The sequence below is a fragment of the Nitrospirota bacterium genome (assembly GCA_040754395.1).
Classification (GTDB): domain Bacteria; phylum Nitrospirota; class Thermodesulfovibrionia; order Thermodesulfovibrionales; family SM23-35; genus JBFMCL01.
This window is the reverse complement of record JBFMCL010000002.1, coordinates 18,769-38,205: the sequence shown is the minus strand read 5'-3', so window position 1 is coordinate 38,205 and position 19,437 is coordinate 18,769. Positions and strand designations below refer to the sequence as shown.

General features: G+C 48.7%; 18 protein-coding genes. 6 read left to right on the top strand and 12 right to left on the bottom strand.

Going from position 1 to position 19,437, the window contains the following annotated elements; all coding sequences use genetic code 11:
* The first annotated feature begins 150 nt into the window (after positions 1–150).
* From AB1552_01335 to AB1552_01325, 3 genes are read left to right on the top strand one after another with little or no spacing between them, the layout of a single operon-like run.
* A complete protein-coding gene (locus tag AB1552_01335; protein MEW6052419.1) occupies positions 151–618 on the top strand; it encodes a ferritin family protein in 468 nt (155 codons plus the stop codon).
* A 53-nt stretch (positions 619–671) separates the two neighbouring features.
* Positions 672–2,393 (top strand): 2-oxoacid:acceptor oxidoreductase subunit alpha, encoded by a 1,722-nt coding sequence (locus tag AB1552_01330; GenBank protein MEW6052418.1) that lies wholly within the window; start codon positions 672–674, stop codon positions 2,391–2,393.
* The gene (locus AB1552_01325) at positions 2,371–3,222 is read left to right on the top strand and encodes a 2-oxoacid:ferredoxin oxidoreductase subunit beta (GenBank protein ID MEW6052417.1); all 852 of its coding nucleotides are present in this window, start codon (positions 2,371–2,373) and stop codon (positions 3,220–3,222) included. The genes AB1552_01330 and AB1552_01325 overlap by 23 nt, the downstream gene beginning before the upstream one ends.
* 7 nt (positions 3,223–3,229) lie before the next feature.
* On the opposite strand, the gene AB1552_01320 is transcribed toward AB1552_01325, so the two are convergent.
* The 5 genes from AB1552_01320 to hisF all read right to left on the bottom strand — a co-directional run bounded on the left by AB1552_01320 (position 3,230) and on the right by hisF (position 9,721).
* Complete coding sequence (locus AB1552_01320; protein MEW6052416.1) at positions 3,230–5,095, bottom strand: PAS domain S-box protein; 1,866 nt, start codon at positions 5,093–5,095, stop codon at positions 3,230–3,232.
* 62 nt (positions 5,096–5,157) lie between these two features.
* Positions 5,158–7,029 (bottom strand): ATP-binding protein, encoded by a 1,872-nt coding sequence (locus AB1552_01315; protein ID MEW6052415.1) that lies wholly within the window; start codon positions 7,027–7,029, stop codon positions 5,158–5,160.
* Between the two features lie 266 nt (positions 7,030–7,295).
* The gene (locus AB1552_01310; protein ID MEW6052414.1) at positions 7,296–8,015 is read right to left on the bottom strand and encodes a response regulator; all 720 of its coding nucleotides are present in this window, start codon (positions 8,013–8,015) and stop codon (positions 7,296–7,298) included.
* Between the two features lie 125 nt (positions 8,016–8,140).
* Entirely contained in the window at positions 8,141–8,791 is a 651-nt protein-coding gene (locus AB1552_01305; protein ID MEW6052413.1) for a class I SAM-dependent methyltransferase, read from the bottom strand.
* Between the two features lie 165 nt (positions 8,792–8,956).
* A complete protein-coding gene (hisF, locus tag AB1552_01300) occupies positions 8,957–9,721 on the bottom strand; it encodes an imidazole glycerol phosphate synthase subunit HisF (protein MEW6052412.1) in 765 nt (254 codons plus the stop codon).
* A 427-nt stretch (positions 9,722–10,148) separates the two neighbouring features.
* On the opposite strand from hisF, the gene htpX reads away from it, so the two are divergent.
* From htpX to AB1552_01285, 3 genes are all read left to right on the top strand, one after another.
* Positions 10,149–11,000, top strand: a complete 852-nt coding sequence (gene htpX / locus AB1552_01295) for a zinc metalloprotease HtpX (protein MEW6052411.1) — start codon at positions 10,149–10,151, stop codon at positions 10,998–11,000.
* 747 nt (positions 11,001–11,747) lie between these two features.
* The gene (locus tag AB1552_01290) at positions 11,748–12,224 is read left to right on the top strand and encodes a hypothetical protein (GenBank protein ID MEW6052410.1); all 477 of its coding nucleotides are present in this window, start codon (positions 11,748–11,750) and stop codon (positions 12,222–12,224) included.
* Positions 12,225–12,312: 88 nt separating this feature from the next.
* The gene (locus AB1552_01285; GenBank protein MEW6052409.1) at positions 12,313–13,251 is read left to right on the top strand and encodes an RluA family pseudouridine synthase; all 939 of its coding nucleotides are present in this window, start codon (positions 12,313–12,315) and stop codon (positions 13,249–13,251) included.
* A gap of 51 nt (positions 13,252–13,302) precedes the next feature.
* Here AB1552_01285 and AB1552_01280 read toward each other — a convergent pair whose 3' ends face one another.
* The 7 genes from AB1552_01280 to efp form a co-directional block, all read right to left on the bottom strand.
* Positions 13,303–14,382 (bottom strand): ATP-dependent 6-phosphofructokinase, encoded by a 1,080-nt coding sequence (locus AB1552_01280; protein ID MEW6052408.1) that lies wholly within the window; start codon positions 14,380–14,382, stop codon positions 13,303–13,305.
* The gene (locus tag AB1552_01275; protein ID MEW6052407.1) at positions 14,379–14,894 is read right to left on the bottom strand and encodes a nitroreductase family protein; all 516 of its coding nucleotides are present in this window, start codon (positions 14,892–14,894) and stop codon (positions 14,379–14,381) included. The genes AB1552_01280 and AB1552_01275 overlap by 4 nt, the downstream gene beginning before the upstream one ends.
* A gap of 111 nt (positions 14,895–15,005) precedes the next feature.
* Positions 15,006–16,115 carry a branched-chain amino acid ABC transporter substrate-binding protein gene (locus AB1552_01270; protein MEW6052406.1) on the bottom strand — a complete coding sequence of 370 codons (1,110 nt, stop codon included), beginning with the start codon at positions 16,113–16,115 and terminating at the stop codon, positions 15,006–15,008.
* A gap of 129 nt (positions 16,116–16,244) precedes the next feature.
* Positions 16,245–16,880 (bottom strand): thiamine phosphate synthase, encoded by a 636-nt coding sequence (gene thiE, locus AB1552_01265; GenBank protein ID MEW6052405.1) that lies wholly within the window; start codon positions 16,878–16,880, stop codon positions 16,245–16,247.
* Between the two features lie 2 nt (positions 16,881–16,882).
* On the bottom strand, positions 16,883–18,241 hold the full coding sequence (gene accC / locus AB1552_01260; protein MEW6052404.1) for an acetyl-CoA carboxylase biotin carboxylase subunit: 1,359 nt from the start codon (positions 18,239–18,241) through the stop codon (positions 16,883–16,885).
* Between the two features lie 84 nt (positions 18,242–18,325).
* Positions 18,326–18,763 carry an acetyl-CoA carboxylase biotin carboxyl carrier protein gene (accB, locus tag AB1552_01255; protein MEW6052403.1) on the bottom strand — a complete coding sequence of 146 codons (438 nt, stop codon included), beginning with the start codon at positions 18,761–18,763 and terminating at the stop codon, positions 18,326–18,328.
* Positions 18,760–19,323: an elongation factor P gene (gene efp, locus AB1552_01250; protein MEW6052402.1), complete on the bottom strand. Its 564-nt coding sequence runs from the start codon at positions 19,321–19,323 to the stop codon at positions 18,760–18,762. The genes accB and efp overlap by 4 nt, the downstream gene beginning before the upstream one ends.
* Positions 19,324–19,437 lie beyond the last annotated feature (114 nt).

Here is a 19,437-nt window from a genome sequence, read left to right as displayed (position 1 = left end):
TTATTGCTTCATCTGTGACCTATCGCGCCATTCGGCGTTGTCCGTGATTTCCGTGTCACGGGCATCAGTTCGGTACGTTGCGGCGATGCTATTTCACAGAAGGGGAACAAGTATGCTGCAAAGAACAAAATATTTCAACACGGAGGGGATATGGTAACGTTTTCGGTCAGGGAGATTGTTGAACAGGCTGTGCAGGCGGAAAAGCTGGGGAATGAATTCTACACGGAAATGGCGAAGAAGTTTCATGACAACAGCGAGCTGAAAAAGCTGTTCGACCTCCTTGCTGCACATGAGCTCAGACACGGGGCAAGTTTCTCCGGGCTCGAAAAGACGCTTCAGGATACCTCGCCGGAAGGATGGGATGAGGTTGCCCAGTATCTCAGGGCGATAGTGGATTCAGAATTTTTTCTCGGCACAGACAAATGCCTTCCCTCTCTGGAGCATGTGAAGACAGCTGCAGAAGCGATTGATTTCGCTCTCTGTTTCGAGAGAGAGACATTACTCTACTATTACACGCTGAGGGAGTCGGTGAAAGAAAAAGAGGTTATCGATGCCATCATTAAGGAGGAAAAAAGCCATATCGTCTGGCTGAACAATCTGAAAAAAAGTTTCGTGTAATAAACACTTATTGAGAGCGGATATCGCTCATGTAAATCATCAATATAATTCATATGGACTATTCGATAAAGATAGGTGGCGAGGCAGGACAGGGGATCCAGACCATCGGGGATACCCTCGCAAGGGTTTTTTCGCGTTCCGGATACCATGTCTTTACCCATCAGGATTATGAATCCCGCGTAAGGGGGGGACATAACTTCTTTCAGATAAGGATTTCGGAAAAACCGGTCGCAGCGTCAAGGACCGGTATCGACATCCTTGTCGCCCTCGATAAGGAAAGCATATCACTTCATGCACATGAGCTGACTGAAAGCGGCCTTCTGATATACGACGCCTCCTATCTCGGACATGCCCATGAAAAATTGAATTTCCTCGATATTCCTTTTCTGAATATCGCTGCCGGGTATGGGAACAAGATCATGGCGAACACTGTTGCAACCGGGGCAGTGCTGGGCATGCTGAGACTAAATCTGGAAATTCTTTCCGGCATTATCAGGGATACCTTCGGGAAAAAAGGCGAAGCCGTCATCGAGGCCAACCTGCATGCAGCCCGGTCCGGGCATGAATATGCGATGAAGAACTGCCCGAAATGTTCTTTCGTTCCCGCGCCGGCTGGAAACCCGAAGCTGATGATGTCGGGCATCGAAGGTATCGCATTCGGCGCGCTGGCAGCAGGGTGCAGGTTTTATTCGGCATATCCGATGACGCCTTCGACTGGCATCATGAATTATCTTGCGGGCAGGGAAAAGGAATACGGGATTATTGTCGAACAGGCCGAGGATGAGGTCGCAGCCATCAACATGGCGATCGGCGCATCTTTTGCGGGTGTCAGGGCAATGACAGGGACAGCAGGAGGAGGGTTTGCGCTGATGGCTGAGGGGCTGTCCCTTGCCGGGATGACCGAAACCCCGGTGGTTATCGCTCTCGGGCAAAGGCCTGCACCTGCCACAGGGCTGCCGACAAGGACGGAACAGGGGGATCTGTTGTTTGCGCTGCATGCCGGACACGGTGAATTTCCGCGGGTCATCTTTGCGCCCGGCACACCTGAGCAGGCATTCTCCCTTACGGGCAAGGCTTTTGATATGGCCGAGAAATTCCAGATACCGGCAATTGTGATTTTCGACCAGTATCTCGGGGATACTGGATGGACATTTGATGACATCGAGCTGAAAAGGGTCACTTGCCGTGACTATCGCCTCAGGGGAGACGAGTTCAAAAAGACTGAAGGATACAAACGGTATGCGTTTACCGAAAGCGGCATTTCCCCGATGGGAGTTCCGGGAGATTCAGAGAACCTTGTAATTGCAGACAGTGACGAGCACGATGAGGATGGCCATATCATAGAGGATGCCGAGACACGGAACAGGATGGTCCGGAAGAGGCTGTTTGCCAAAATGCCCCTCATCAGGCAGGAGATCGGGCCGCCCGTATTTTACGGAAGCAGACAGCCGGAAATCCTGATATGCGGCTGGGGCTCCACGTACGGGATAATGAAGGAAGCGGTTGAACTTCTGAAAAAAGACACTGCTATCGCAATGCTGCATTTTTCAGAGATTTATCCGCTTCCCTCAACGGATGCAGTCGATTACCTTGCACTGCTGAGGAATGCGAAGGTCTCCGTATGTATCGAACACAACGCCACAGGGCAGTTTGCGCATATCATGAGGGCCGAGACCGGATTTGAATTCATATCACACATTCACCGATATGACGGAAGGCCATTTCTGGTAGAAGAACTTACAGGAGAAATCAGTGCCGGTACTGGAAGATTATAAGGGACAGACACCTGCGTGGTGTCCAGGATGCGGGAATTTCGGAATTCTCAAAACATTCAAGGAGGCCGTTCTTGAACTCAGCCTCGCGCCGCATCAGTTTATTATCGTATCCGGCATCGGACAATCGAGCAAATTCCCCCACTATGTGAAATGCAATGCCTTTAACGGATTGCACGGAAGAGCCCTCCCGGTTGCCACAGGGGTAAGGCTCGCCAATCATGACATGCCTGTTATTGCTGTTACGGGAGACGGGGACTGCTATGGCGAAGGCGGCAATCATCTGATCCATGCCATGAGAAAAAATATCGGCATCACCCTGTTTGTCCATAACAACCAGATATACGGGTTGACGAAAGGACAGCCTTCTCCGACAAGCATGGAGGGCATGGTGACAAAAAACCACCCCTTCGGTGTATTTGCGGAACAGCTGAACCCCCTGGCTTTTGCAATCGCCCTCGACTGCAGCTTTGTCGCCAGAAGCTATGCCGGAGATTCAGGCCACCTGAAAGGACTCATGAAAGAGGCGATCCGTCATGAAGGGTTTTCGCTCCTCGATATCCTTCAGCCATGCGTGACGTTCAATAAAATCAATACCTATGAATGGTATGCGAAGCGTGTCTACCATATAGAGGCGGAATACAATCCAGAAGACAGGGCAGGGGCATTCAGCAGAGCGCTCGAGTGGGGAGACCGCATCCCTCTCGGTATCCTGTACAGGAACCAACGTCCGGCTCTCGAGAAAAGAATCCCGGTGATCAGTGACACTCCGCTTGTACGGCAGCCCTTCGACAGCACAAAACTTGAGACGACGTTAAAGGGATTTTATTAATCGAAGTTCAGGACGTCTTGTATTTTACCAATTCTGCCTCCAGTTCCTCAATTTGTTCCTTGAGGTCTTTCATCCTTAATTCCCTGCCGACAGCAAGCTGATAAAATTCCTCAAGTTCTTTTACCCTTTTCTGGAGTTCCTCCCGATGCTTTCTCAAATCCATCTCTGCTTTTTTGCGGTCGAAATTTTCCAGATTTTCCGTGAGGATATGGGAAAGAGAACCTGCAAGTTCCTTCTCATCATCTGTCCATCGTCTTGTCTCCGGGTGTTCAAAGCACATAATCCCGACGATATTCCCGTGTCTTCGTATCGGGACATCCATCTTGGATACAATGCCATGCGGCTTCAGATAGTCTTCGGCCATCTCGCTCGTGCGAGGGTCGCTCAGTGCATTCTCTGCAGCAACCACCCGGTCTTCCTCCAGTGCTGCAAAGTACTGAGGAAAGTGTTTCGCATAAAGCCTTACCCCAGTTTCGTGCATGTGCGTTGACAATATATAGAGAACCTCACACATGATTTCTGTATGTTGCATGTTGATAAACCAGACGCTTACCCGCTCCACTCCGAGTATCTGGGCGGCCACCAGGGTGAGGTGTTTCAATAATTGTTCCCTGTTTTCCGGGTGCATCTGCATGAGAAAGAGCAGCGCTTCTTTGTTAAGGAGCTTTTGTTCAGTCCTCTGATTTTCCATCTCCTCTGCCAACCTGCGTTCCGTGATGTCAATAAATGTCACCACTGCACCGATTACGCTGTTCCCTTCCACAACCGGATACGACCAATACTCCGCAGGGAAACTCGTTCCGTCAGCTTTCCATAATACCTCGTCATCTGCGTGGACCTTTTCTCCTTTTCTAAATGCCTCGTAAATCCTGCACTTTTCTTCGGGATACGCAGAGCCGTCATGGTACTTCGCGTGAATCAAATGGTGCATATTTTTCCCAAGCACCTGATTTTCGTCGTCATAGCCAATGATCCGGAGACATGCCGCATTCACAAAAGTGCATTTTCCTTCAAGGTTTATCCCGTAGATCCCCTCAGCAGCAGAATCAAGCAGCATGCGTATCTGCTGCCTGCTCTTTTTCAATTCGTCCTCAGTCTGCTTGCGATCGGTGATATCGCGCACAACACAGATAATGTCCTCAACCTCATCTGTTGCCGCATTCTTTATGACTTTCCCGGCGGTCTCCACCCAGATATATCGTCCATCTTTTGTGAGATGGCGATATTGCGCTACATTGGCTCCGCCTGTTCTTACCGCCTCTTGCGAAATGGATATAACCCTTTTGACATCCTCGGGGTGCATCTGCGCAAATGCTTTTGTGCCCAACAATTCTTCAGGTTCATAGCCGAACAAAGCGCGACATGCGGGAGAAACATAGAGATATGTGCTGTCAGGCAGATGGCGAGTGATCATATCATATGTATTTTCTGCCAGGAGTCGGTACAGGCTCTCGCTTTCTCGCAATGCCTGCTGTAATCGTCTCCGCTCCGATATCTCTTCTGACACCTGCAGTGCCCGTGTTACCGCAGGCGCAAGCCGCGATAACTGATCTTTGAGGACATAGTCGGTAGCGCCCATTTTGAGCGCATTCACTGCTATTTCTTCTCCCATTGTGCCGGTGACAAAGACGAAAGGCGCATCGGGACAGCATTCGTGAGCGATTGCTAGGGCAGACAGTCCGTCGAACTGCGGGAGGGTGTAATCAGCGAGGATTATGTCAGGGTGAAAAGCGTCAATTGTCTTTCGAAAGCCTTCTTCTGTGTCCACTCTCTCTGATTTGCATAACAGCCCGTTTTTTCGCAGTTCCCTGAGCAGCAGCTCAGAATCAGTTATATTGTCTTCAAGCAGTAATATGCGGATTTCTTTCTGCATTGCCTCCCTGCTCATAAAATGAGTTTCCCCTCCTGCTGCCTCGTATTCCTTGACGATTTCATTTATTGGAGAAAGTTGCCATCTTGTGATATATTCTCCTTATGTGCGACGGGAAGGGAAAAATAGAACGTCGCTCCCCTGTCCACTTTTCCTTCCGCCCATGTTTTTCCCCCGAGCCGGTGCACAATGCGTCTGACATTTGCAAGCCCAACCCCTGTCCCTTCAAAACTTTCGGTATCATGCAGGCGCTGAAATAAACGAAACAGTTTGTGTGCATATTTCATATTAAAACCTGCCCCGTTGTCCTTGATATAGAAAACATTCTCTTCGTTTTTTCCAGTCCACCCGATCTCGATTTTTGCCGGCGTTTGTGAACGGGTAAACTTCAATGCATTTCCGATCAGATTGACCCAAACAAGCCTGAGCATTGCATAATCCCCGTACATGTCGGGCAGGGGATGGATGACCCATACAATATCCCTTCCTTCGAGCTCCGGCTGCAGGGTAGTAATAGCTTCCCTCACAAGCTCGTCAGTCCTTATTAAAATGTATCTCAGTTCAGCTTTGCCTATCCGCGAAAAGGACAGGATGTCATCAATCATGCTCTTCATCTGATTTGCCGAATCTGCAATGATGCGCAGATGTCTCTTGCTCTCCTCATCCAGGACCTGAACAGAGTTTTGCTGGAGGAGATCCGCAAATCCTGCAATATGGCGAAGCGGCGCACGCAGGTCATGCGAGACGGAGTAACTGAAAGCTTCAAGTTCCTCATTGGCAACTGTCAGCTGAAAGATCCGTTCTTCAAGTTCCGTGTTGAGTTTCCTGATGAGTTCATCTGACTGCTTGCGTTCAGTGATGTCCCTGAATATCCCAATCAGGAATTCTGTTTCTCCAAGAGTGACAGGGGACAAGGTTATGTCAGCATACAAAACAGTTCCGTCCTTTCTTTTCACCGGAATATTCTCGGCCACTGGCAGCTCTTTTCTTTTCAGCCTTTCAAATTGATCGAGTACCGCTGGCACATCTTTTTCAGGGTAAATGTCCGTAATACCGAGGTGTTTGATTTCATCATGATCGTACCCCAGCATCCGGCACATCATTTCATTCGCAAGATGAATCTTCTTTTTTCTGATATTCGACAGGAGTATGCCATCTGTAGCTTTGTCGAAAATCGCCCTGAACTTCTGCTCAGAATCGCGAAGCTCTGCTTCTATTTCCTTCCTCTTGAAAAACCCGGGCACCTCGTATGTCGTCTTCTTTTTTGCCAGTTCAGGCTCTTTTTTCAGGTAATTGGCAATATGCCGTTCTATCCTGGACGGAGGTGCCATGATAAACCTGCAGGTGTGATCGCTTTTTGCCTGGCACAGTATTTCCGAGGCAACCAGCGTTATCCCGAAACTCTCCTCACACCATCCCGAAGAATATCCGGCATTCATGATGCACACAGGAAACGCGCTTTTCTTCCCTGATTTCAGCCAGGCTGCAGACTCGAATGAATACGGGTGGTCATAAAGAAGGTAATAATTCTTGTCAGATGAGGGGTTGGATTCCGGGGAAATATCCACAAACGCCCATCCGGAATGAGAAAAATGAATAGGCCCCACCGACAGCTTTTCAATTGGATCTTTCAGGTTCATCTTGCTGTGAAAATTCTTTGCGTCCTGCTTGCCTATGGCATGGGCTATATCGAAAAGGAGCTGTCTGGCAATATTCAGCGCCTCTTTTTCCCCCTCTTTTTTATAAAGTTTCGTGATGGTCTCGAAAAAGTCTACTGACATGGAGGCGGCGCGTACCAATATGTACCGCTCTCCAAAGATCTCGATTGTTCCCCTGGCCGGAGATTCTTTTTTTTCTCTGAAATACTTATCAACATACTCCTGCGCTTTTTCAAATATGACCTGGAACTGCTCGGGTATTTTTACCGTGTTCAACATTTCTCCACGCTCACTTTTTATCAAGCATCTGCAAATTATTTATGCATCAGGGTACATCATATGTCTTCCCGCTTCATTATACCAAGTAAGCGTGGACAATGATAATCCTACCAGAGTAGGCGGTGGGGATTGGACGGGATTCCGCACTGCCGGAAAGAACGTGCACATTCTGATTTCAACTCTTACGCCGGTGTAAAATTGGGGCAGGCGTTTCAGTGATTCTCAGTTGTTGTGACAAGCAGAGAAATGCAGAGGAAACGATTTGTTCAGACCACCCGGGTGCCTGCTGTGATCGTGTTTTCTATGTATGTTTTCAGTATCTTTGCCGCAGCATCAGGGAATTCTTTGAATTGTATGCCCATGCCTGAAAGAATATCAGAACCGGTTTCCAAATGGTTCTTTGTGTAAACGATTGTTCCCTGAAGGGAAAAAGACCCCCTATCAAGAAAAGGCAGAATAACCTGGACTTCAGCGCCTACAGGGAAAGGGTCTTTTTTCCTGACATACACTCCCCCCTCAGAGAGCGTTTCGGTAAAAAGCGCATAGGATTTTTCATCGTAAATTACGATAACCTCCTTGTTCAATGAAACCCGATAATGCTTCCGTCTTGAAAAAAGACATCCCTCCAATACCTTATGCAGTTCTGTTATGGACACAGGCTTTTTCAGATACCCCGCGCACCCGTTCTGTCTGCATTTTTCGATTGTCTCTGCGCTCTCATCGCCGGATACCATGATGACAGGTATTTGGGAAATTTTCTCATCCTTTTTTATATGCTTGAGCACGGTTATGCCGTCTATCGGCTGCATCCCGATATCCAGCAAAATTGCATCCGGCCTCTCAAAATTCAATGCCCTCAGCGCATCAAGTCCGTTTCTGGCATAGATCGAAGTGAACCCTATTTTCTTGAGAAAAAGTCCTAGATAGGTCGCAGAAATCTCGTTGTCATCCGCTATCAGTATTTGGTTTTTCTTGGGGCCTGTCATTGTTGTGTCTCCTTTATGCGCTTATTCCTGTGGCTCAGGGGTAACCTGTACCGTATTCCCCGCCCGCCCTTATCGGGAAATCTTCATATTGACACAAATCCCATAGAGTTATAGCAAATGCAATTTCATCTGTCAAATTTTTTTTGTGGCACATAATAGATAACTCCGATTCCTCCCCACTGCCCCCACCCGCGATCATCCTCCCTGTCGATGAATTCCACATTCTTATACCTGTGTTTAATTTCATTCCAGAATTTGTCCACTCTGCATGCCGGGACTTTCGGGTGACAAAGAATATCGTGGAATACAATGAGGCCATTTTGTTTTACAAGGGGGGAGTAGAGTTGAAAATCTTTTTTGACTCCCCAATATCTGTGGTCTCCATCAACAAACAGGAGGTCTATTTTCCGGCCATCCAGTATCCTGACCAATCTGTTTTTTGTTTCCTGTTTATGTGAGTCTTTCCTGAGAAAGTGCAGATCCTGATTTCTCTTTTTATATTTTATGAATTTCTTTATGTCATTCCGCGTATACCCTCCCCCAAAAGGCCCACCGGGCAAATCTATGCTTATTATGAGGGCATCCGAAGCGGCGGTTTTGCACCAGGCATAAAGAGTTCCGCCTTTCGCAGTTCCTATTTCAACAACAGTCCGTAATTTTCTTCTTTTGAGAATCCGGAGAAGGGAAGTAAATTCAGTTGTTTTTTGTGTTGCGCCTTTCTTTCCGACTGCACATTCCGCGATTTTTTTCGCATTGTATCCTGCAGTTTCAGACATGCTCAAAGGATTTTCTCGTAACTCCATGCATAGCAAAGCGCATCGGCCGGTTTATTGTGGAGAGTGGCAATCCTCCGGATATACGCCTGAGGAATACATTGATGGCAAGTTTTGCTATCAATGCCCGGGTTGCATTTGTCCGCAAATGAGTTCCGGAGCCGATTATTACGGATTCACCTGCAAGCCTTTCTGCCTTAAGTATTCTTTCACTTCTCTGATGCTGAATATGCGATAGTGGAATACGGAAGCAGCCAAAAGAATATCCGCGCCTCCTTTTGTTACCGCTTCATAGAAATGTTCCAGCTTACCGGCACCGCCTGAGGCCACAACCGGCAAATCCACCGCATCAGAGACGGCTTTCGTGAATTCCAGATCATACCCTGCCTGTGTGCCGTCTCCATCCATGCTCGTTGGAAGGATTGCGCCGGCCCCCAAATCCTGACACTGTTTTGCCCATGCGATCGCATCTTTGCCCACAGGCTTCGTTCCTCCGGAAACGACTAATTCAAAGCCGGATGGCATGTGTGTATTCCTTCTGGCATCAATGGCAACCGTTATTCTTTCCGGACCATGCGCTTTGGCCGCCAGTCTGACTATCTCGGGATTTTTAACGGCAGCGCTGTTCATCGAAACCTTATCGGCTCCCGCATCGAATACAAGTGCAATATCTTCGAGAGTGGCAATCCCTCCGCCAACTGTCAGGGGAATGCTGATGACTGATGAGACGTTTTTGACCCACTCCAGCCTTGTCTTCCGGTTTTCTACCGTTGCTGCGATATCCAGCATCGCCAATTCATCGGCTCCCTCTTTTTGATAGAAAGCCGCGTTTTCTACCGGATCTCCGGCATCCCGTAAATTGATGAAATTAATTCCCTTTACTACCCTCCCATCCTTCATGTCAAGGCAAGGCATAATTTTTATCGCATTCATGCATGTCTCCCTGTGATTTTATGATTTGCGGATATGCTATGCTTCATTATAGCAATTCCTGATATTGTTTGTTGCTGAAAGAAGCCGGATGCAACAGCACTATCTTATCACCATTTTATCTGAGGGGATCTCTTCGGCGGCCGTTCAGATAGATTCATTGGAGTTTTTCCCTGCGTGTCTTCGACGACAACGAACCTCCGGGACTGGCTGTTCTCCTGTTGTGCATGCGTAATTTATCGCTTGACAGCATATTTCATATTAAGATAGGATTATTTAAGTAAAGGGGAGTAGCTGAATCAGTGGATATCACCAATACGGCTGAAAGGCCTGGTACCACTGGTTAGGACAACCTAACAAGCAAGACCTTTATCACGATACAGGATATTTCGTGGTGAAGGTTTTTTTATGGAAGAAGGAGGATGTAATGATGAACGGATTGAAAACAATGGCATTGATGGTTACATTGACCCTGCTCCTGGTTTTTGTCGGGGCAGCATTAGGAGGAAGATCCGGCATGACAATCGCCCTTGTCTTGGCCTTCGGCATGAATTTCATCACGTACTGGTTCAGCGACAAGATTGTGCTGAAGATGTACCGGGCGCAGCAGGTCACAGAAGCTGAAGCCCCGGAGCTTTTCGGAGTCGTCAGGAGGCTTGCGCAGAAGGCGGGACTGCCGATGCCGAGGGTATACATGATCAACGAAGAACAGCCGAATGCATTTGCCACGGGCAGGAATCCGAAAAACGGCGCGGTTGCTGTGACCACGGGCATCATGCGGATTCTTTCGAGAGAAGAACTGGAGGGTGTCATAGCCCATGAACTGGCGCATATCAAAAACCGGGATATTCTTGTCGGGACAATTGCGGCAACCATCGCAGGTGCAATCAGCTATCTTGCCCAAATGGCACAATGGGCAATGATATTCGGGGGGGGGAGAAGTGACGAAGACGGAGAGCATGGCAGTCCTATTGCGACCATCGTCATGATGATCGTCGGCCCGATCGCTGCCTTGCTTGTACAAATGGCGATATCCCGCTCAAGAGAATATGGTGCAGATGCGGGTGGTGCGCGGATTGCCGGGAATCCTCGATACCTTGCCAATGCCCTGAAGAAACTGCAAATGGCTTCTCAGAAAATACCCCTGCAGGCGAATCCTGCAACCTCTCACATGTTCATCGTGAACCCGCTGAGAGGAGGAGGGCTTCTCAAACTCTTCAGCACCCATCCTCCTGTGGAAGAGCGGGTGGCACGGCTTGAAGCGATGAGAAATGAACCATGAGAATGCTCATGGCCTGTTTTGCAGATTAACTCAGCGTATCGTCTCCTTAATCATTGAAGCCGGGCATTTCCCTGTAACCCTTGAATGCAGTAACGGGGGCTGTCCGGATGGTCACACGCAGACAGGGACAAGAGTGCTTCTTAAGGGCTACATTCTTATATTTCCGGAAGAATGAATGAGGAAGACTCATGGAATGGTTAAGCCCATGAATATCATATCGCGGACCAGAAGTCAAAGGGGACGATTGCTTGCGGACGCTGCATAGCCTCACCGCAGTGCCCGGCCGGGTGGAACAGTGAACAGAATGCTGAAAAACTTTCTTCTGCATGAAAAACGCATTGCAGAGCTGGAAAAGATCCTACGGCAAGGGGAGTTTCAAAAGTGATGTTTTGATGAGGTTTTTTCTGAGACGCATCGCTTCTCTCCCCCGCTGAAAATCCTTCAGATAAGAATTTCCTGCCCGATGTTGAATACCGGGATTTCTGTGATACAGATCACAGAAATGCTCATGATATCAGGATACTCTATATCCAGCAGAATTGAATCGGCGGGGTAATGAAATACACGGGAAGAGAACCCGGAGACATCAGGGGAAAAGGTATTCCGGCTGTTCGAAAACTTTATTTTTCAGGGAAAAGGCATTAGAATCTATTAGAATAATGCATTCCGGTATTTTCAAGGGGCAGCCTGTTCTTTCTGACTTTGATCAGGTGCGGGCTGAAGCCTATCATGATGTGAGGTGAAGACATGAGTGTATCCGGCAAGACAAAACAACGGGTGCCCGGCGGAGAAGGGCTTATTCAATGTCTGATATGCGGAGATTATTTTGCTGCCTCAGGCGGATTTTCCTGCCCGACATGCAGAAGGGGGCCTCTTTGCAGGAGGCACCGGGCTTCAGGAAGCAGGGAATGTGTGAGCTGCATACTCGATATAAAAGTGCGCACAATGAATGCACTCAGGGGACAGGAGAAGAGCATTAGGAATTTTGTGCGCTTCATTCAATTCATCTTCCTCGTATTTGCGGTGTTTTTTATTGCGGCGAAATTCAGATTCCTTGAAGAAGTGGGATTTTTGCAGCAGAACCTCTTTGTTGAAAACGCGGTCTATGTCATGCTCGCAGCAGGGGTTATTTATGCGGTTTCGTTTATGATGGAGCTGGGACAGAGAAGGAGAATAGTCGATCTGGAATCTGAAATTTCGAGAATGGGAATACTCAAATACTGAACATCTTTTCGTTTACTCGGGCACGTTTTTCCTGCAGAAGGATAAAGATGACATCAGGCTGTCCGGAAGCATCCGGCCTGGATTGACCGTGACTATTCAGGAGATGGTCGTACAGATATCCGAAGCAGGCGAACGCCTGGATGTCTTTCTGGCAGCCAGGACTGCAATTACCCGCTCGCAGATACAGAAAATTATCGAGAAGGGGCATGTCTCTGTCAACGGAAGGCAGACAGCCAGGAACTACAGAATCAGGGCAGGCGACACTATCGCTATTGAACTTCCCGTAAAGAGTAACGAAGGGCTTGAGCCCGAGCCGATTCCTGTAGATATCCTCTATGCAGATGAGTATCTCGTTGTGGTTAACAAGCCCGCAGGAATGGTGATGTATCCTGCCGCAGGTCACAATCAGGGCACACTCATGAACGCGATTGCGTATCATTGCCCGAATCTTGCGTCAGCAGGGGGTCCGTTGAGGCCGGGTGTAGTGCACAGGCTTGATAAGGATACGTCAGGTGTGATAGTTATTGCTCTCGATGATAACGCGTATTATGGCCTTGTTGAGCAGTTCAGGCGGAGGACAGTCGGCCGGAGATATATCGCGCTTGTCTCTGGCGCTCTCTCTGAAGAGCAGGGGGAGATATCGCGCAGGATCGGTCGTTCAGGATCTGACCGGAAAAAAATGTCTACGCATGCAAGACGAGGGAAAGAGGCGGTTACCAAATGGAAGGTGCTCAGGAGGCTCGGGAGCGTGACACTGATTGAGGTGAAGCTGGGAACCGGAAGGACTCATCAGATCAGAGTGCATTTTGCCTCAATCGGACATCCCGTGCTTGGAGACAGGACATATGGAAAAAAGGTTGAAGCCGAGAGAGGGAAAGGAGCAGCAAAAATCACCTTCCCGAGACAGATGCTTCATGCCGCAATTCTGGGGTTCGTCCACCCGGCAACAGGCAAATATCTCGAATTCTCAAGCCCTGTGCCGGATGATATGAAGCAGAAGATAGAGGAATTGAGCAGTTTTCAGTAGCCGCTTCCCCGTGCGCGTTTTCGGAATCAGAAAATGCCTGTATGAAGCAGGTTAGTCACCAAAGCATATGCCGAGTGATCTTGCCGTAAGGATAATATCGGAATCCTGGGGCACGGATTTCATCTGGCCGATTGCTTCTTCGATTGGGACGCTCACGATTTCTGTTGAACGGAGTGCCGCCATCGTTCCGAATTTCTTCTCCTCGACAAATCTTACCGCGGCGGCACCGAATCTCAGTGAGAGCAGTCTGTCAAAGGTAGTGGGGGCTCCGCCTCGCTGCAGATGGCCGAGAAGAATGTCCCGTGTTTCCTTTCCCGTTCTTTTGCTGATTTCTTCCGCTACTTTTTTCCCTATCCCCCCGAGCCTTACTTCACTTCCGGGCTTTTTCCCTTCGACAACAGTGATGTCTCCACCGACAGGCTTTGCACCTTCGGCAACCACAACGATCGCATAGTCCTGTCCGATGAGGGCAAGCTGCCGTATCTTTTTGCAGACCTTCTCAATATCGAACGGTATCTCGGGAATAAGGATGACATCAGCAGAACCGGAGATTCCGGAATTCAGTGCTATCCATCCCACGAATCTGCCCATGACCTCGACTACCATTACCCTGTCGTGGGACTTTGCCGTGGTATGAAGCTTGTCAATTGCTTCTGTTGCGGTATTGACCGCGGTATCAAAGCCGAATGTAACCTCCGTAGAGCTGATGTCATTATCAATGGTCTTTGGTACGCCGATGATCTGCAGGCCTTTTTTGATAAACTCGTTTGCAATGCGCAGACTCCCGTCTCCGCCGATCGCAATAAGTGCATCAAACCCCAGCGCCCTGAAGTTTGAAACCACCAGATCAGAGATATCGGTCTCTGCGACAGGTCCGCCATGGATCTTTGAAGGATAGTGAAAGGGGTCTCCCTTGCTTGCGGAACCGAGAATAGTTCCCCCGATATTCGTGATATCCCAGACATATTCAGGGGTGAGACGGATAATCTGCTTCGTATCAATGAGGCCCTGATACCCGTAAGTGATTCCAAAAACTTCCCATCCCTTTTTATAGGCCGCGAGTACGATGCCTCTGATAACCGCATTCAGTCCAGGTGCATCTCCGCCTCCGGTATTCACAGCTATCTTCATTCTATTACCTCCACTGCTTCTTTTTTTGACACTCTCGGGGGAGCATGAGGGATTTTTGCGGGATACCCAACAGGAACAATGGCCACAGGCCGCAAATGTTTTGGCGTGCCCAATATCCTGCCCACATCATCTTCACGGAATGCACCAACCCATACAGAGCCGAGTCCGTACTCATGCGCAACAAGCATCATGCCCATGATGCTTACTGCAACATCCTGAATCGAATAAAGGTGAACCCCGCGTTCTCCATATTTCTGATGTATCCGGCTGTCCGTGCAGCCGACTATCACAAGCGGGGCCTCAGCAATAAAATTCTGGTTAAGCGCAGCTGCGGCAATCCTCTGCTTCACGGTATCCTTTCTGACGAAATAGAACTTTCTTGCCTGCAGGTTGCCGGCACTCGGCGCCCAGATCAGGGCTTCCATCAGTTTCCCGATCAGGTCATCCGGAATCATCTTCTTCTGGAAGTTGCGGATGCTCCTGCGTTCTTTTACCGCCTTAAGGATATCCATAGCGATGAATTACCAATGCCCAATAATCAGTTTACACATAAAATTCAATACCCGCCCCTCATGTTGTCAGGTACTCCGGATGTGGCAATTTGGTGAGCGGGTATTCCCAAATTACGGTTTCCAGTATTCCTCGAACTTTCCGTTTCTTGTGATCCATACCACATACGGTGACGTGGTCACATCACCCTTCTCATCAAACGAAATGCTGCCCAGCGCAACATTGAATTGCATGGTATGCAGTTTGTCGATGATGGCCTTTCCCTCCGCTGAATTTGCCTCCTTAATAGCGCTCAGCAGGATATTTGCGGTGTCGTATGCATAAATTGAGTATGGGCCGATATCGCCGTATTTTGCACGGTAATTCTCGATGAACCCTTTTGCTGAGGGGATATGATTGGGATCCGGGCTGAATGTGAGAAAAGTCCCTTCTGAAGCGGCTTTGCCCGCGATCTCGATGAACTTCGGATCAATTGTCCCGTCACCGCTCATGAATTTTGTAACAAGCCCGAGCTCCATTGCCTGTTTCACAAGAAGCCCTGCTTCAGGGTATATCCCGCCGAAAAAGATCATGTCGGGCGTATTGCTTTTGATCGCTGTCAGTACCATTTTGAAGTCCTTGTCTCCCTGGACAATCCCTCCGTAATATGCCACTCTGACGTTGTCCCCGAGAAAATTCCTGAACTCATCTGCAAGCCCCTGACCGTAGGTTGTCTTGTCGTGGAGGATAGCGACTGTTTTCAGTTTCAGCACATTCGTCACAAACTCTGCGCCGACTTTGCCCTGCTGGTCATCCCTGCCGCATACCCTGAATACGCCACGATATCCTTTTTCAGTAAGCCTGGGATTGGTTGACCCGGGGGTGATCATGGGTATACCTGCCCGATTATATACATCAGAAGCCGGTATAGAGCAGCTGGAATTGAAATGCCCGATAACACCCACGACACCTTCATTGACCATCTTGTTGGCAACAGAGACGGCCTGTTTCGGGTCATGCTGGTCGTCACTTATCATCAGTTCTATTTTTTTCCCGAGAACTCCCCCTCTGCTGTTCCATTCCTCAACAGCAAGTGAAGCACCGTTTTTAAAATCCATGCCCATTTTTGCCTGATCCCCCGTCATCGGTCCGGCGATACCTATTCTTATCACATCCTGATTTTTCTGACAGCCGAATGATATTGCACTGATCAGTATGAATAAGAGAATCACCTTTTTCATCATAGTTATGCCTCCTGTGATTTTCACATAATCTGCAAAATATTTGTAACCCCTTAAAATCTCCTTCTTGCAGGTGAGATGTTCCCCTTTCTGAAGGGATAAGGGATATGTTTTCTGTGCTGTCTTATGCTCTCAGGAATGATGCGCAATTCTGAAAGATTTTATCATTTCCAGAAATTTTCGTGTGTTGTCTTCAATATTGCCGCTGAGTATGGCAGACGCAACCGCAACCGCATCTGCTTTTTCCTGCATGACTGACATGATATTGTCCAGATTTATCCCGCCGATTGCTACGACAGGGAGGTGTATCTGCCTCTTGATCTCCCGGATCAGGGCAGTTCCCTTCGGGAGGCCGGCGTCCTTTGTCCCTGTCTGAAATACCGGGCCGACCCCGATATAGTCTGCACCGTTTCTTTCTGCCTCTATTGCCTCATTCAGGTTGTGCGTCGAGATCCCTACTATTTTCTTTCTGCCCACGATTTTACGGGCCTCCCTGAGAGGAAGGTCATCCTGCCCCAAATGTACTCCGTCCGCGTCGGCAGCATGAGCAATGTCAGGATAATCGTTCACAATGAAGACAGCTTCGAAATCCCTCGCGATGTTCCGGAGTCTGACAGCTTCCTCATACACGGTCCTTTTTGCACTTATCTTGTCCCGGTACTGCACCCATCCTGCACCGGCTCTCAGCGTTCTGAGAACCATCTCTTCATAGGAAATCCTGCAAGAACTGCGATCGGTAATAACGCACAGACCGCCAAGGTACATCATTCTTAAGTATTTTCTTGCCCGGTTCTGTGCAGTTTCTCTACGAAATTCGTAGTGAAATTGCCACTGATGAAATCAGGGTTGCTCATGACCTTCTTGTGGAAAGGAATGGTGGTGTTCACGCCCTCGATAATAAACTCATCAAGGGCGCTTTTCATTTTTGTGATCGCCTCTTCCCTGGTATTTCCATGCACGATCAGTTTCGCAATAAGGGAATCGTAATGAGACGGGATGAGGTATCCGCCATAGATTGCGGTATCCACTCTCACTCCCGGCCCGCCGGGAACAGAGAGCAGGGATATCCTTCCGGGAGAGGGGATGAACCGTTCCGGATCTTCTGCGTTGATCCTGCATTCAATGGCATGGCCTGAAGGCCGTATCTGATTCTGCTTGTAAGCGAGAGGGAAGCCCGCTGCGAGTTTTATCTGCTCTTTGATAAGGTCGATCCCGGTTACCGCCTCTGTAACCGGATGTTCTACCTGTATGCGGGTATTGATCTCAATGAAATAGATGTTGCTCTTTGAGTCAACGATAAACTCCACGGTGCCGACATTCCTGTACTTTATCGCGCGCGCAGCCTTTACCCCCAATTCCCCGAGTCTTTTCTTGAACTTTTCCGTAGATGAGACCGGTGAGGGAGATTCTTCGATGAGTTTCTGGTGCCGTCTCTGTATCGTACAGTCCCTCTCATTCAAGTGTATGGTGTTGCCTTTGTTGTCTGCCATGATCTGAACTTCGATATGCCGCATCTCCGGGATATATTCCTCAATGTAGATCTCACTGTTGCCGAATGCGGTGAGGGCTTCTCTCTGCGCGAGATAAAATGCCGATTCGAGATTTTTTTCCTCTTTTACAATTTTCATTCCGTGGCCGCCGCCGCCGGCAGAGGCTTTCAGAACAATCGGGAACCCTATTTTTTTGGCAATTTTCATTGCGGTTTCTTCATTTGGCACCGGGCCATCACTGCCTGAGACCACAGGAACGCCTTTCCTCTTCATCGACTGACGGGCCTTGGCCTTGTCGCCGCCGAGTCTGATGTTTTCCGGAGTCGGACCGATAAAGGTTATCCCCGATGTCATGCATGCTTCGGCAAAGTGATAATTTTCCGACAGGAAGCCATATCCCGGATGTATGGCATCAGCATCCGTAATTTCAGCGGCACTCAGGATTGCGGGAATATTCAGATAACTCTGTGCCGGATTTGCAGGACCGATACAGACCGACTCATCGGCCAGTTTTACATGAAGGGACTCCTTGTCAACATCAGAGTATATCGCAACGGTTTTGATGCCGAGTTCCCTGCATGCGCGGATAATTCTTACGGCGATTTCTCCGCGGTTTGAAATAAGGACCTTTTTGAACAGTTTCATTCTTATCCATCTCAGCGGAAAGCAGAGCGAAATGAGCGCAAACCCCTGTTTCTGTCTTTCCGCCCTTTCGTTTTCCGGTTATAAGGGTTCGATGAGAAACAACGGTTCACCGTACTCAACGGGCTGCCCGTTTTCTACCAGTATCTTGACCACAAGACCGTCAACATCGCTCTCGATCTCGTTCATGAGCTTCATCGCCTCAATGATACACAGAACCTGGCCCTTGCTGACCTTCATCCCAACTTCAACAAAAGGTGAAGCATCTGGTGTTGGTGAACGGTAGAAGGTGCCTACAATGGGTGAGGTAACGGTTACGAGCCTCTGCGTCTCATCCTCTGACTCGGCGCTTATCTTCTCCCGCATAGCCGGTGTCTTGTGTACCGCCATATCCAGGGAGGAAAAGATTTTTTCTCTCTTGATCTTTACTTTCGAGCCCTCCTTTTCTACCTGGATTTCCGTAATATCGGTGTCTTTGACAAGCTCGATAAGCTCTTTCAAATCCTCAAATTCCATCATTTGACCCTTTCTATATATTCCGATGTCCGGGTGTCAATCCTGACAGTATCACCCTCATTGATATGAAAAGGCACCTTTACCACAGCTCCGGTTTCGAGTGTTGCGGGTTTCCCGCCGCCTGAAGCCGTATCACCCTTGAATCCGGCGGGGGCGGTATTTGAAACGACAAGCTCGACAAATGTCGGGACTTCAACGCTTAACGGATTCCCCCTGTGATAGAGGATTTTGACCGTCATGTTTTCCTTGAGAAAAATTTTTGTTTCCCCGAGCTGGTCAGATGAGAGGGGGATCTGGTCATATGTTTCCATATCCATGAAGAAATACTGGTCGTTCTGGGCATAAAGGTACTGCATTGTCTTTTCTTCGAGTTCGGCCTTTTCGAGTTTCTCGCCTGACCGGAAGGTTTCTTCAAGAACCGCGCCGGTTTTGAGCTTTTTAAGCTTTGTTCTTACAATGGCTCCGCCCCTTCCCATCTTCACGTGCTGGAAGTCTGTTATCTCACAGGGTTCGCCTTTAAACTCCACCTTGAGCCCTTTCCTGAAATCGCTCGTAGAAATCAAATCGAATACCTCCGTCTGAAAATGTCTTATTTTAGCATTTTCTGAAATTTTTTCCATTGCAGATTGATTCCTGCTACCTAATTGCGTGGGCCAGGGCGCCTGTTCGCGTACGTC

Excerpts from the sequence above, each read along its gene's own strand:
- AB1552_01310 (MEW6052414.1), bottom strand. The coding sequence starts at position 8,015 with ATGACAGGCCCCAAGAAAAACCAAATACTGATAGCGGATGACAACGAG.
- hisF (MEW6052412.1), bottom strand. The coding sequence starts at position 9,721 with ATGAATGCGATAAAAATTATGCCTTGCCTTGACATGAAGGATGGGAGG.
- AB1552_01270 (MEW6052406.1), bottom strand. The coding sequence starts at position 16,115 with ATGATGAAAAAGGTGATTCTCTTATTCATACTGATCAGTGCAATATCA.
- AB1552_01290 (MEW6052410.1), top strand. The coding sequence starts at position 11,748 with ATGAGTGTATCCGGCAAGACAAAACAACGGGTGCCCGGCGGAGAAGGG.
- AB1552_01280 (MEW6052408.1), bottom strand. The coding sequence starts at position 14,382 with ATGAAGATAGCTGTGAATACCGGAGGCGGAGATGCACCTGGACTGAAT.
- AB1552_01315 (MEW6052415.1), bottom strand. The coding sequence starts at position 7,029 with ATGTTGAACACGGTAAAAATACCCGAGCAGTTCCAGGTCATATTTGAA.
- accB (MEW6052403.1), bottom strand. The coding sequence starts at position 18,763 with ATGATGGAATTTGAGGATTTGAAAGAGCTTATCGAGCTTGTCAAAGAC.
- AB1552_01320 (MEW6052416.1), bottom strand. The coding sequence starts at position 5,095 with ATGCAGAAAGAAATCCGCATATTACTGCTTGAAGACAATATAACTGAT.
- AB1552_01335 (MEW6052419.1), top strand. The coding sequence starts at position 151 with ATGGTAACGTTTTCGGTCAGGGAGATTGTTGAACAGGCTGTGCAGGCG.
- htpX (MEW6052411.1), top strand. The coding sequence starts at position 10,149 with ATGAACGGATTGAAAACAATGGCATTGATGGTTACATTGACCCTGCTC.
- thiE (MEW6052405.1), bottom strand. The coding sequence starts at position 16,880 with ATGATGTACCTTGGCGGTCTGTGCGTTATTACCGATCGCAGTTCTTGC.
- AB1552_01305 (MEW6052413.1), bottom strand. The coding sequence starts at position 8,791 with ATGTCTGAAACTGCAGGATACAATGCGAAAAAAATCGCGGAATGTGCA.
- AB1552_01275 (MEW6052407.1), bottom strand. The coding sequence starts at position 14,894 with ATGGATATCCTTAAGGCGGTAAAAGAACGCAGGAGCATCCGCAACTTC.
- AB1552_01330 (MEW6052418.1), top strand. The coding sequence starts at position 672 with ATGGACTATTCGATAAAGATAGGTGGCGAGGCAGGACAGGGGATCCAG.